Source organism: Lonepinella sp. MS14435 (genome assembly GCF_042485795.1).
Classification (GTDB): domain Bacteria; phylum Pseudomonadota; class Gammaproteobacteria; order Enterobacterales; family Pasteurellaceae; genus Lonepinella.
Genome location: NZ_CP169368.1, coordinates 261,208 through 274,676, shown reverse-complemented (window position 1 = coordinate 274,676; position 13,469 = coordinate 261,208). Strand labels below are relative to the sequence as shown.

Genomic DNA, 13,469 nt, shown 5'->3' with positions numbered 1-13,469 from the left:
ATAAAAGCTTGCCCCATATTTTTCAATGGGGCGAGCTTTGTTGTACTGCCAAAAGTCCTTACTTGATTAATTTACTAAATGTCAGCTCATAATTATCGCCATCACGAGTATATTTTAAATAACGTGGAAATTGTTCGTCTTGATATTTTTTGACCATAATATCCTTATCACCCGTTTTAAAGGTATAGGTTAGTTCTTTTATGGTTCGACCTGACACTGTGATATTTTGTTCGCTTTTTTTCACGAAAACATTATTCATTGGATAAAGTTTTTTACCATTAGTAATGATGAAATTGGTTGGTAATTTATCATAATAAGTTAATTGGAATGCCATGGTAAATAAATCATAAACAGGCATACTCACACTTTCAGTTTTTAATCCACTTTTTACTTTACCGTACTCAATTTGTTTACCATTGATTTTTGCCAATGCGTAGGTGTTTTTATTGCGAGTATCTTTGTAATTAAACATGGTGAAATTACGGCTATCGTGTGTACCTGATGAAATAAATTGAATGTTATAAAGCGGTACATTAATTTTGGCATTAATAGAATAATTTGCCCCATTCTCACTAAAATGCACATAAGCTGGCATTAAGTAGTTAGAACTGTATTTGATATTGTAATCCACCGCTTGAGCAAGGCTAGCAGTCGTTAAAGCACAAAGTGCGGTAATAAATTTAAGAATTTTCATGTTTGCTCCTAAAAATTAAGGCGTGAGTTATCACACCTTAATTTAGACTATAATTTACTACAAAAGTTTATTGGGCGGGTACAAACCCGATGGCTTGGTAAACGCTGGCTAAGGTGTTGGCTGCACGTTCACGGGCTTTTTTTGCACCTTCCGATGCAATTTGATTTAACAAGGTTTCATTATTACGATAATGATAAAAACGCTCTTGTAACTCAGTTAACATGCTGACTACGTTTTCTGCTACCGCCCCTTTTAAATGACCATACATTTTACCTTCAAATTCTTTTTCTAAATCCGCAATCGGCACATCACGAATAACGGAAAGAATCTCCAATAAGTTTGATACCCCCGCTTTATTTTGTAAATCATAACGTACCACAGGCGGTTCTTCGCCATCGGTCATAGCTCGTTTGATTTTTTTCTCAACAGATTTTGGATCTTCCAACAAGGTAATCACGTTATTGCGGTTTTCATCGGATTTTGACATTTTCTTAGTAGGATCTTGCAATGCCATTACTTTTGCCCCTGCTTTTGGAATAAAGGCTTCTGGTACTACAAATAATTCCCCTTTTTCATTTGGATATAAAGCATTAAAACGTTGTGCAATATCACGCGTGATTTCAAGGTGTTGACGTTGGTCTTCGCCCACGGGTACTTGGTTGGCTTGATATAATAAAATATCCGCCGCCATTAATACGGGGTAAGTAAATAAGCCCACATTCACATTTTCAGCGTATTTGCTGGATTTATCTTTGAATTGCGTCATACGGCTCATTTCACCGAAATAGGTATAACAATTTAATACCCATGCTAATTGCGTATGTTCAGGTACATGAGATTGCACAAAGATGGTGCTTTTTTCTGGGTCGATGCCACAGGCCAAATAGAGTGCAAGCACGTCTAAAGTGGCTTTACGTAATTTATCAGGATCTTGACGAACGGTAATAGCGTGCAAATCCACGATACAGAACAGACAATCGAAGTCATCTTGCATTTTGACCCATTGACGTAATGCACCGAGATAGTTTCCAATAGTTAATTCACCTGATGGCTGAACGCCACTTAATACAACTGGTTTAGTCATTTTTTGTTCCTTAAAACTTGCTATTTTTGTACCGCAGTTTAAACGATTTTTAGAATATCCGCAAAGTCATCAAACACCCATTCAGGGTGGCTTTCTGCAATCGGAATGTTGTAATTATAGCCGTAGGTTAAGCCTACTGCTGCACAGCCAGCATTGTGAGCGGCGAGAATGTCATTGCGAGAATCCCCTACAAATAACATCTGGTGTGGATAAAAACCAAATTTACCACATAAATAATAAAGTGGAGCTGGATGCGGTTTAATCGCTGGTAAAGATTGACCGCCTAAGGTTTCACTAAATAAATGGTCAATAGCAAAGGCTTTTAATACAGGTTGAACGTGTTTAGTTGGTTTATTGGTTACTACTGCCAACACAAACCCACGAGCTTTTAACTGTTCTAAAGTGGTTTTTACATTCGGATATAAACGACTCACATTACACAAATTTTCACCGTAATAAAAATTAAACCGCAGTTTTAATTGCTGGATTTGCTGTTCGTCTAGTGGTTTACCAGTTTGTTGCATAGCCCAATCCAAAGCTCGGCTAATTAATACATCTGCACCATTACCAATCCAAGTGAGTACTAGGCTTTCTTCTGCTAGTGGAAAATTAAATTCCGCTAAAGCAGAATTTACCGAAAGTGCTAAATCGGGCAGGCTATTGACTAGAGTGCCGTCTAAATCAAAACCGATAAGTTTAAATTGTGATGCCATAATCTTTACCATTTATTTTCTAACCGCAATGGCTTCAATTTCTAAGCCAACATCTTTTGGTAAACGAGCTACTTCAACACAAGAACGAGCAGGGAAAGTCGGGTGATTATTTTCTTGGAAGAAACGTTCGTATTCTGTATTAACGGCAGCAAAATGGTTAAGATCTTTTACAAAAACAGTGGTTTTTACAATATCGCTAACCGTTAATCCTGCTTGCTCAATAATCGCTTTAATATTTTCTAACGATTGACGTGTTTGAGCCACAATGTCCGTTGCAATTTCCCCTGTAGCAGGATTGACTGGAATTTGTCCTGAAGTCAGCACTAAATTACCTAAATCCACAGCTTGTACATAAGGTCCTATGGCTGCGGGTGCTTTATCTGTATGAATAACTGTGGTCATAATAAATTTCCTTTTCTTCTATATTGTGACGTTATTTATCATTCTACACAAAAAAAACGAAAAAAAATACCGCACTTTGTCGTGGTCAAAGGGTTATTTATGCTCTTATACTTTACTTTTAATTAATAATGTTTCAATAAATGAGATATTTATCTCATAATAAATAACAGTTAAACTTACCCTTATAAATCTAATTGGAGAACAACATTATATGTTACAAATAAGATACGCAAAGGAACGTGGTGACGGTTCATTTGATTGGTTAGAAAGCTATCATACTTTTTCTTTTGGTAGTTATTATGATCCCAACTATATTCATTTTTCCCATTTACGAGTAATTAATGAAGATTTTATTGCTCCAGTACGTGGTTTTGGTAAACACCCCCACGATAATATGGAAATTTTGACTTATGTACTAAACGGGCGTGTGGCTCACCAAGATAGTATGGGTAATCAGACCGAAGTAAAAGCGGGTGAATTTCAGATTATGTCGGCTGGTAGTGGGATTTTTCATTCAGAAATTAATCCAGATGAAAAAGAAACCTTGCATTTATATCAAATTTGGATCATTCCAAATCAGAAAAATATTACCCCAAGATATGCACAGGGTAAATTTGAGGATAAACAAGGTGGAACTTTAATTTTATCCCCAGATGCCAGTGACGGGTCTTTTAAAATTTATCAGGATATGAAATTATGGCGTTATCAACTGGCAGCTAACCGTACTGAAGAAATTAGCCTAAATTCTCACCGCAGTTATTGGTTACAAGTGGTTAAAGGAAAACTAACTGTCAATGGGGTTGAGTTAAATACCAGTGATGCGTTAGGGATTAAAGCAGAACAAGAGTTGAAAATTAAAACAGATAGTGAAGTGGAATTTTTACTGTTTGATTTGGTCTAAACTTAGGTCTAAGATAAAAAATACATTTTAAGAGGAAAATTATTATGGCAAAACAAATTGCAGTATTAGTAGGAAGTAATAGCAAAACTTCATTTAACCAAATCGTGGCTAAGTATTTAAAAGCTATCGCACCAACCAGCATTCAACTAAATTTCTTGGAAATTGCGGATCTTCCGCTATATAACCGTGATTTAGACGACAATAGCCCAGCACAATATGTCCGTTTTCGTAAACAAATTAGCGAAGCAGATGGGATTTTATTTGTAAGCCCAGAACATAACGGTAGTACTCCAGCAGTATTAAAAAATGCTGTGGATATTGGTTCTCGCCCGTCAGGTGAAAGCCTATGGATCGATAAACCTGCTGGTATTGTGACCGTGACAGCAACTGACGGTGCTGGTGTAACGGCAAGTTTAAAAGCCTTAGTCACAGCTCATTATGTGAACATGAAATTGTTACCAAACGTGGCACAAGTGCCAGGAATTTTCGGTGGTGTATTTAATGAGCAAGGTGAAATTGCTTCTGAAGATGTGAAACAAAAATTACAAAAATTCATTAATGAGTATGCGGATTTTGTGCAATAATTTGTATTCTCTGCACTAACGTACAGGGCTATGAATAGTAACGATGCTCCGCATCTTTTCTAGCCACAGCGTGGCGTAATATGCTTAACCCCGTATGTAAATATGGGGTCTTTTACTAGGAAAAATCATGAAATCCATTAATGTCGCTATTGCGGGTAGCGGTTATTCTGCTCGCCTTTTCCATATCCCCTTTTTTAAATCCGATCCACGTTTCCAAATCCGTAAAGTGTATGAGCGTTCTACTGAACGAGCCAAAGCATGGTTGCCTGATGTGCAAATTGTGCGAGATTACGCAGAATTATTAACTGATGAGATCGATCTGGTGGTGATTACTACGCCAAATCAAACCCATTATACTATGGTGAAACAAGCTATTTTAGCGAAAAAAAATGTGTTGGTAGAAAAGCCGTTAGTGGCAACTGCACAACAAGCGTTAGAGTTAAGCGAGTTAGCTAAACAACATAATATTACTTTGTATGTTTATCAAAACCGCCGTTGGGATAGTCATATCGCTACCGCAAAAGAAATTTTACAAAAAGGGTTAATCGGTGAACCCGTGGATTGTGAAATCCGTATGGAACGTTATGCTAAAAGTAAAAATCCGAAACAATGGAAAGAAACGGGCGAACAAGGCACAGGCTTGATGTATGATTTAGGTGTACATTTAATTGATCAGGCGGTGTATTTATTTGGCAAACCACAAGCGGTATTTGCGGATATTCGTTCGCAGCATGAAGATTCGGTGGTGGATGATAATTTTGATGTGCATTTATATTATGCTAACGGTTTAAAAGTATCGCTGATTGCGAGTAAATATGTTCGAGAAACTAACGCACAATTCGCCTTGCACGGTAAACTAGGTTCTTACCTTAAGGCGAAAGCCGATCAGCAAGAAAATCTGTTAATCAACGGTATTGTTCCCGTGGGGAATTGGAATGCTGAGAGTGAAGAATCGTGGGGTATTTTACATACTGAACAAGATAACCAAGTTGTACGTTATGCTTATCCAAATGTAGCAACCAGTTATCGAGCGTTATTTGATAATCTTTATGCAAATATTACGGAAAAAGCACCGCAGTTAGTCAGCCTAGAGCAGGTTATTTTGGTATTAAATATCATTGAAAAGGCATTTGAGAGTGCAAAACTTGATCAAAAAATAGCAATTTAATTGAGAAATTGATCGAATTATGGCGTTTATTTGCTCAACTGTAAAAATAAATTTCTTTAAAATTGCATTTAAAATCAATAATCTTTACGTTCGCTTTACAATTTTGTGATTTACAGAGAAAAGATTTTCCTTATAATTCAACTCATATCTTACAGGTGTGGGGACACTTTATGTAGGGTATGTTTAGGATACTAAGGGATTTGTTATTCTCTTATTGGAAAGCAATTAAAGTTAAAAATGCGATGAAAAATATTACAATTTCTCATTGCATTTTTTTTGCTCGTTATATTTTCTCAGCGTGTTAAATTCACCGCACCTTGATAACCTAATTGTCGCCAAGCCTCATAAACAGCTACGGCTACAGAGTTTGATAAATTCATACTACGACTGTTTTCCGCCATAGGAATACGAATTTTTTGTTCCATTGGCATATTGTTTAAAATTGACATTGGAATTCCCCTTGTTTCTGGTCCGAACATCAAATAATCACCTAATTCAAACCGCACTTCACTGTGTGCAGGGCTTCCTTTGGTCGTCATTGCAAATAATCGTTTAGGTTGCTCCGTTTGCAAAAATTGTTCAAAGGTTTTATGTTTTTTGATTTCGGCGAATTCATGATAATCTAATCCAGAACGACGTAATCTTTTATCGTCCCAAGTAAAACCAAGCGGTTCAATTAAATGTAAACGGAAACCAGTGTTGGCACATAAACGAATGATGTTACCTGTATTTTGTGGAATTTCTGGTTCATATAAAACAATATCTAACATAATAATTCTCAGTTTAGAAATAATGGCAAATTGTACCGCAGTTTAGAGGAAAAATCTTATGAAAAAAAATGATCAGTTTTTAACGTCTATTTGGTTATTTTTGAATGTTTTTTGGCAACGTTTTCAACAAAATAAACTGACCCAAGCAGCAGGGTCACTCACTTATAGCACCACTTTAGCCATTGTACCGTTAGTCATGGTGATATTTGCTATTTTTTCTGCTTTTCCGATGTTTAATGAAATGACGGATTCATTAAAGCAATTTATTTTTACTAATTTTGCCCCCTCTGCGAGTGATGTTGTAGGACAGTATATTGATGAATTTGTTAATAATTCCAAACAGATGAGTGCGGTAGGGGTGGTTAGTTTAATTGTGGTGGCATTAATGTTAATCAAGTCTATTGATCAAACCCTTAATGATATTTGGCGAGCCAAGAATCGTAGTCTGGTGTTTTCTTTCGCTATTTATTGGACGATCTTAACTCTTGGACCCATTTTTATTGGTGCAAGTATTGCTATTTCTAGCTATATTGCTTCCTTTAAATTATTTAATGACGGGATTAATTTGCCTTTTGGCTTAAAATTATTGGCGTTTGTCCCCTTTTTGTTAACTTGGTTAAGTTTTTCACTGATTTATTTATTGGTGCCTAATCAAAAAGTGTATTGGCAACACGCCGCCGCAGGAGCGTTAATTGCTGCCGTATTTTTTACTTTGGGCAAACAAGCCTTTGCTTGGTATATTACCACTTTCCCTTCTTATCAGTTAATTTATGGGGCAATGGCAACCTTACCGATCATGCTATTATGGATGTGGTTAAGCTGGACATTTATTTTATTGGGGGCTCAATTAGCAGCGGTATTAGATGATATTCGGTTGATTAAATCAGGCGAATTGAATTTACACGAAATTAGCCAAAAAATTAAGGAAAAACAAGCATGATTGGATTGATTCAACGAGTGAGCCAAGCCAAAGTCGAAGTGGATAACCAAATTGTCGGAGAGATTGGCAACGGATTATTAGTATTACTTGGGGTAGAAAAACAAGATAATCAGAGCAAAGCCGACAAATTAGTGGAAAAAGTGCTGAATTATCGAGTGTTTACGGACGCTGACGGTAAAATGAATTTAAATGTTCAACAAGCTGGTGGAGAATTATTAGTGGTATCACAATTTACCCTTGTTGCAGATACTCAAAAAGGGTTGCGTCCTAGTTTTTCTAAAGGAGCAACACCAGAAATGGCAGATGAATTATATCAATATTTTGTTAAAAAGTGCGGTGAAAAAATTCAAGTTTCTACGGGGCAATTTGCAGCAGATATGCAAGTCAGCTTAACCAATGATGGACCTGTCACTTTTTGGTTGAATGTGTAATTAAAATTAGTTTTTGCAACAAGCTGAAAGTCGGTTATACTTAGTACCTACTTTTATTTATTTTCATTTGAGAACAATATGGAAGAATTTATGCCTTTGGCAGCTCAATTTGCCAAAAACCATACCTTGTTAGTGGTTGCTTGGGTCGCTGTTTTTATAGCAACCATTTATGTATTCGTCAAATCTGCTTTAAGTAAAGTGAAATTAGTCAATAATTCACAAGCTGTTGCGTTAATCAATAATAAAGATGCAGTGGTGATTGATTTACGCAGTATTGATGAATTTAAACGTGGTCATATCATTAATAGCAAACAATTTTTGCCAACTGATATTAAAAAACATAATTTAGGCAAAATAGAACAACATAAAGAAATGCCGATCATTTTAGTTTGTGCTACAGGTGCCGTTGCCAATACTTCTGCGGAGATCTTGTCTAAACAAGGCTTTGTTGAAGTATATGTATTACAAGAAGGCATTGCTGGTTGGAATGCTGCCAATTTACCATTAGTGAAATAAGGATTTTATATGACTGAAGAAACTCAAAACCCAGTTCAACAACCGTCAGAACAAGCTCAACCTGAAGCTGTTTTTCAAATTCAACGTATTTATGTAAAAGATGTGTCTTTTGAAGCACCGAATTTACCACAAATTTTCCACCAAGAATGGAAACCAAATTTAAGCTTTGATTTAAGCACTGAAGCTAAACAATTAGGTGATGATTTATATGAAGTAGTGTTAAACATTTCTGCTGAAACCACCTTAGAAGACAGCAAAGAAGTGGCATTTATTTGTGAAGTCAAACAAGCAGGTGTATTTAGTATCAGCGGTTTAGAAGATATGCAAATGGCACATTGTTTAACTTCACAATGCCCGAATATGCTGTTCCCTTATGCTCGTGAATTAATTTCTAGCTTAGTGAATCGTGGTACATTCCCTGCATTAAATCTTGCTCCAGTAAATTTTGATGCGTTGTTTATGGAACATTTACGTCGCATTGAGCAGGAAGAACAACAATCTGAACAACCAACTGCTCATTAATTATTGTTAATGAATTAAAGGTTGTTTTAGTCGAATATATCAACCAAAACAACCGCTGTTCCGAATGAGCATCTCTGTTTGAGATGCTTTTTTCTAAGGATTTGTATATGACCATTCAAACTCCGATTAGCGTATTGGGAGCGGGTTCCTACGGTACATCTTTAGCGATTGCCTTTTCTCGCAATGATTTCCCTACTTATCTGTGGGGACATAATGTTGAGCATTGCCGCCAGTTGGAAAAAGAACGACAAAATGCTCGTTTTTTACCAAATATTATGTTTCCATCCGCATTACATATAGAAGAAGATCTTGAAACTGCGGTGCAAAAATCACGAGATTTATTAATTGTTGTACCTAGTCATGTTTTTGCCGATGTGATTGACCAAATTAAACCGTATTTACGTCCAGATAGCCGTATTGCGTGGGCGACCAAAGGTTTAGAGCGAGATACAGGTCGCTTACTACAAACGGTTATTCAAGAAAAATTAGGTAATCATTATCCTTTAGCAATTTTATCTGGACCAACTTTTGCCAAGGAACTCGCCGCTGGTTTACCGACTGCAATTTCGTTAGCCGCTAATGATCAGCAATTCGCCGTTGAACTGCAAAATCGTATTCATTGTAGTAAACATTTTCGTGTCTATTTAAATCAAGACATGATTGGGGTACAACTGGGCGGTGCAATTAAAAATGTTATTGCGATTGCCGCAGGTATTTCAGATGGCATCGGATTTGGTGCAAATGCCCGTACCGCCTTGATTACTCGTGGTATTGCGGAAATCAGTCGTTTAGGCGTATCATTGGGAGCGAACCCCAATACGTTTATGGGAATGTCTGGCTTAGGCGATTTAGTGTTAACCTGTACTGACAACCAATCTAGGAATCGTCGCTTTGGTTTAATGTTAGGGCAAGGTGTTTCAGCAGAACAAGCAATGAATGAAATTGGTCAAGTAGTTGAGGGTTATTACAATACTAAAGAGGCGGTATTATTAGCCGCAAGACAAGGTGTTGAAATGCCGATTACTGAACAAATGTACCAAGTATTATTTCATCATAAAAACGCCAAAGATGCCGCTATGGCATTATTAAGTCGTGAGAAGAAAGAAGAATAAGGAGTAATTTATGTTAAATGATGTATGGCATAAAATTCGTGATGAAGCGAAAGAATTAGTCGATCACGAGCCTATGTTAGCCAGTTTCTTTCATTCTACGATTTTAAAGCATAAAAATTTAGGCAGTGTATTAAGCTATATTCTTGCTAATAAATTAGCTACTGCCAATATGCCTGCGATTACTTTACGTGAGATCATTGAAGAAGTTTATCAATCTCAACCAAGTATTATTGAAAGTGCCGCCTGTGATATTAACGCTGTGCGTCAACGTGACCCTGCGGTAGCATTGTTATCCACACCGTTGCTTTATCTGAAAGGTTTTCACGCCATTCAAAGTTACCGCATTACTCATTATTTATGGAAAAATAACCGTCGTTCACTTGCCATTTATTTACAAAATCAAATTTCAGTCGCTTTTGATGTGGATATTCACCCTGCGGCAAAAATTGGCTGTGGCATTATGTTTGACCATGCAACAGGTATTGTAGTGGGTGAAACGGCAGTGATTGAAAATGACGTATCTATTTTACAAGGTGTTACCTTAGGTGGTACAGGGAAAGAATCAGGCGACCGCCACCCAAAAATCCGTGAGGGTGTAATGATTGGTGCGGGTGCCAAAATTCTTGGCAATATTGAAGTGGGTAAATACGCCAAAATCGGTGCCAATTCCGTGGTATTACAGCCTGTGCCAGAATATGCCACTGCTGCTGGCGTTCCAGCTCGGATTATCGGTAAAGATAAAGATGCCAAACCAGCCTTTGATATGAATCAGTATTTTATTGATGATGCGGAAATGCTGAATATTTAATGGGCTTTTTGCTGAAATGTGTTTCTACCTGATTAACACCAAGTAGAAACACATGATCTTTAAAAAATCATCACAATTTCTATAAATATCCCAAAACTCCCATAAAAAGCACCGCACTTTTTGCTATAATCTCGCTAAACATTTCTAATCTCAATGAGTTTTTTATGCAGAATTTTGAAAATCACACCCCCATGATGAAACAATATTTAACCATTAAAGCAGAAAATCCCGATATTTTGTTGTTTTATCGCATGGGCGATTTTTATGAGTTGTTTTATGATGATGCTAAAAAAGCGTCAAGCCTGTTAGATATTTCACTGACGAAACGGGGAGCATCTGCGGGGGAGCCGATTCCTATGGCAGGCGTGCCATATCATGCGGTAGAGGGCTATTTAGCAAAATTAGTACAGTTGGGCGAGAGCGTGGCGATTTGTGAACAAATTGGCGATCCTGCCACCAGTAAAGGTCCTGTTGAGCGGAAAATTGTACGCATCGTCACACCCGGTACGGTGAGTGATGAAAATCTGTTACCTGAACGCTTAGATAATCTGATTGTTGCGGTTTATCAAGAAAAAGCAAAATTTGGTTTAGCCAGTATTGATATGAGTTCAGGGCGTTTTCAAATTAGCGAACCTGAAAATAAAGAAACCTTAAAAGCCGAATTACAACGTTTAGTGCCTGCCGAATTATTGTATTGCGAAGATTTTGTCGAAATGGATATGTTTGCCAACAGCAAAGGCTTACGCCGTCGTCCTATTTGGGAATTTGAATTAGGCACAGCCATACAGTTGCTTAATCGTCAATTCGGTACACAAAATCTCACTGCTTTTGGGGTAGAAAAAGCGATTCTCGGTTTGTGTGCCGCAGGCTGTTTAATTCAATATGTCAGGGATACCCAACGTACTGCATTACCCCATATTCAAAGTATCAGTTTAATCCAGAATAATGAGAATATTCAATTAGATGCCGCCACTAGACGCAATCTTGAATTGACTCAAAATTTAACTGGCGGGAGCGAAAATACCTTGTCGGCGGTGTTGGATAAATGTGTTACACCCATGGGGAGCCGTTTATTAAAACGTTGGTTACATCAACCCATTCGTCAAGTGGAAAAGTTACGTTCACGTCACAGCTATATTGCGGAAATCTTGCAATTTGATTTAGTTGATCAACTACAACCCTTGTTGCAACAAGTGGGTGATATGGAACGGATTTTAGCTCGAGTTGCGCTACGCACCGCTCGCCCAAGAGATTTTTCTCGTTTACGTTTGGCGTTGGCACAATTACCTGAAATTAATCAAATTCTCAAAATTTCGCCAAAATTCACCGCACTTTCCTTATCAATTAGCGAATTTCCACGCATTTTAGATTTGCTGGAACGGGCGATTATTGATAATCCGCCTCTGTTAATCCGTGACGGTGGCGTAATCGCGGAAGGCTACAATTCTGAATTAGACGAATGGCGAAGTTTAGCCCAAGGGGCAACCCAATATTTAGAAGATTTAGAACGCCGTGAACGAGAAACCACAGGGATTGATACCTTGAAAGTCGGATTTAATGCGGTACATGGTTACTACATTCAAATTAGCCAAGGGCAAGCTCACAAAGCACCGATTCACTATGTTCGCCGTCAAACCTTAAAAAATGCCGAACGTTATATTATTCCTGAATTAAAAACGTACGAAGATAAAGTCCTGAAAGCCAAAGGGGCAAGTTTGGCGTTAGAAAAGCAGCTTTATGATGAAATTTTTGAGCAAATTCTACCGCACTTAGGTGATCTACAATTAGCCAGTCTTACCCTTGCCGAGTTAGATGTATTGGTTAATTTGAGCGAACGGGCAGAAACGTTAAATTATGTGCAACCAGAATTTAGCGATGAAATTGGGGTAAAAATTGAAAATGGTCGCCACCCTGTGGTGGAACAAGTATTGAAAGACCCTTTTATTGCCAACCCTGTGGAACTCAATCAACAGCGTCATTTATTGATTATCACGGGACCAAATATGGGCGGTAAAAGTACCTATATGCGACAAACCGCATTGATTACCTTAATGGCATATATCGGTAGTTTCGTCCCCGCAGAACGAGCAGTGATTGGTCCTATTGATCGTATTTTCACCCGTATTGGGGCAAGTGACGACTTGGCATCGGGACGATCCACTTTTATGGTAGAAATGACCGAAATGGCAAATATCCTCCATCAAGCCACCGCACAAAGTTTAGTCTTGATTGATGAAATAGGACGTGGCACATCTACCTATGACGGTTTATCACTGGCGTGGGCTTGTGCCGAATGGTTAGCTAAAAAAATCAGAAGTCTTACCCTATTTGCTACCCATTATTTTGAACTCACTGCCATGCCAGAACAGATTGCTGGCACAATGAATGTGCATTTAGATGCCCTAGAACATAATAACAGCATTGCTTTTATGCACAGCGTACAAGACGGTGCTGCCAGTAAAAGTTATGGTTTAGCCGTGGCAGCTTTAGCGGGTGTGCCACAAAATGTGATTAAGCTGGCAAAACAAAAATTAACTCAGCTTGAGAAATTATCAAGCAAAAGTGCGGTAAAAAAATCTGACATTTTATCTCTGCAGGCAGAGTTACCTTTATTAAATGAAGATGAAACTAAAAACGAAGTGTTAGAGATGTTAGAAAAACTCGATCCAGATGAGTTAAGCCCAAAACAGGCGTTGGGTTATTTGTATCAGTTGAAGAAGATGTTGAATTGAAGATCAGAACAACAGGATTATTTACATAATAGGAAGTCTTTTACACCGTTCATGAATCCATGTACAATAACGCCCGATTTATTTTTGAGATT

15 protein-coding genes are annotated in these 13,469 nt (G+C 37.7%); 10 read left to right on the top strand and 5 right to left on the bottom strand.

Going from position 1 to position 13,469, the window contains the following annotated elements:
• Nucleotides 1-58 precede the first annotated feature (58 nt).
• The 4 genes from O1Q80_RS01330 to O1Q80_RS01315 form a co-directional block, all read right to left on the bottom strand.
• A complete protein-coding gene (locus O1Q80_RS01330) occupies nt 59-694 on the bottom strand; it encodes a hypothetical protein (protein WP_386695192.1) in 636 nt (211 codons plus the stop codon).
• Between the two features lie 67 nt (nt 695-761).
• Nucleotides 762-1,778: a tryptophan--tRNA ligase gene (gene trpS, locus O1Q80_RS01325; RefSeq protein ID WP_386688901.1), complete on the bottom strand. Its 1,017-nt coding sequence runs from the start codon at nt 1,776-1,778 to the stop codon at nt 762-764.
• 38 nt (nt 1,779-1,816) lie between these two features.
• The gene (locus O1Q80_RS01320) at nt 1,817-2,491 is read right to left on the bottom strand and encodes a phosphoglycolate phosphatase (protein WP_386695191.1); all 675 of its coding nucleotides are present in this window, start codon (nt 2,489-2,491) and stop codon (nt 1,817-1,819) included.
• A gap of 12 nt (nt 2,492-2,503) precedes the next feature.
• Entirely contained in the window at nt 2,504-2,893 is a 390-nt protein-coding gene (locus tag O1Q80_RS01315; RefSeq protein WP_386688905.1) for a RidA family protein, read from the bottom strand.
• A 211-nt stretch (nt 2,894-3,104) separates the two neighbouring features.
• Here O1Q80_RS01315 and O1Q80_RS01310 point away from each other — a divergent pair, with 211 nt between their 5' ends.
• From O1Q80_RS01310 to O1Q80_RS01300, 3 genes are all read left to right on the top strand, one after another.
• Nucleotides 3,105-3,794, top strand: coding sequence for a pirin family protein (locus tag O1Q80_RS01310; protein ID WP_386688907.1), 690 nt, complete (start codon nt 3,105-3,107; stop codon nt 3,792-3,794).
• 44 nt (nt 3,795-3,838) lie between these two features.
• Nucleotides 3,839-4,378 (top strand): NADPH-dependent FMN reductase, encoded by a 540-nt coding sequence (locus O1Q80_RS01305; protein ID WP_386695189.1) that lies wholly within the window; start codon nt 3,839-3,841, stop codon nt 4,376-4,378.
• A 127-nt stretch (nt 4,379-4,505) separates the two neighbouring features.
• Nucleotides 4,506-5,546, top strand: a complete 1,041-nt coding sequence (locus tag O1Q80_RS01300; RefSeq protein ID WP_386695187.1) for a Gfo/Idh/MocA family oxidoreductase — start codon at nt 4,506-4,508, stop codon at nt 5,544-5,546.
• Between the two features lie 293 nt (nt 5,547-5,839).
• Here the strand turns inward: O1Q80_RS01300 and trmL are convergent, their stop codons facing one another.
• On the bottom strand, nt 5,840-6,316 hold the full coding sequence (gene trmL / locus O1Q80_RS01295; RefSeq protein ID WP_386695185.1) for a tRNA (uridine(34)/cytosine(34)/5-carboxymethylaminomethyluridine(34)-2'-O)-methyltransferase TrmL: 477 nt from the start codon (nt 6,314-6,316) through the stop codon (nt 5,840-5,842).
• 58 nt (nt 6,317-6,374) lie between these two features.
• On the opposite strand from trmL, the gene O1Q80_RS01290 reads away from it, so the two are divergent.
• The 7 genes from O1Q80_RS01290 (at nt 6,375) to mutS (ending at nt 13,377) form a co-directional block, all read left to right on the top strand.
• Complete coding sequence (locus O1Q80_RS01290) at nt 6,375-7,256, top strand: virulence factor BrkB family protein (protein WP_386695183.1); 882 nt, start codon at nt 6,375-6,377, stop codon at nt 7,254-7,256.
• Nucleotides 7,253-7,687 carry a D-aminoacyl-tRNA deacylase gene (gene dtd, locus O1Q80_RS01285; RefSeq protein ID WP_386688917.1) on the top strand — a complete coding sequence of 145 codons (435 nt, stop codon included), beginning with the start codon at nt 7,253-7,255 and terminating at the stop codon, nt 7,685-7,687. Before O1Q80_RS01290 ends, dtd begins: the two co-directional genes overlap by 4 nt.
• Before the next feature lie 78 nt (nt 7,688-7,765).
• On the top strand, nt 7,766-8,203 hold the full coding sequence (locus O1Q80_RS01280; RefSeq protein ID WP_386695182.1) for a rhodanese-like domain-containing protein: 438 nt from the start codon (nt 7,766-7,768) through the stop codon (nt 8,201-8,203).
• A 9-nt stretch (nt 8,204-8,212) separates the two neighbouring features.
• On the top strand, nt 8,213-8,725 hold the full coding sequence (secB, locus tag O1Q80_RS01275; RefSeq protein WP_386688921.1) for a protein-export chaperone SecB: 513 nt from the start codon (nt 8,213-8,215) through the stop codon (nt 8,723-8,725).
• Nucleotides 8,726-8,832: 107 nt separating this feature from the next.
• Nucleotides 8,833-9,837: an NAD(P)H-dependent glycerol-3-phosphate dehydrogenase gene (gene gpsA, locus O1Q80_RS01270; RefSeq protein ID WP_386688923.1), complete on the top strand. Its 1,005-nt coding sequence runs from the start codon at nt 8,833-8,835 to the stop codon at nt 9,835-9,837.
• A 10-nt stretch (nt 9,838-9,847) separates the two neighbouring features.
• Nucleotides 9,848-10,645 (top strand): serine O-acetyltransferase, encoded by a 798-nt coding sequence (gene cysE, locus O1Q80_RS01265; RefSeq protein WP_386691788.1) that lies wholly within the window; start codon nt 9,848-9,850, stop codon nt 10,643-10,645.
• 164 nt (nt 10,646-10,809) lie between these two features.
• Nucleotides 10,810-13,377 (top strand): DNA mismatch repair protein MutS, encoded by a 2,568-nt coding sequence (mutS, locus tag O1Q80_RS01260; RefSeq protein WP_386695180.1) that lies wholly within the window; start codon nt 10,810-10,812, stop codon nt 13,375-13,377.
• The last annotated feature ends 92 nt before the right edge of the window (nt 13,378-13,469 follow it).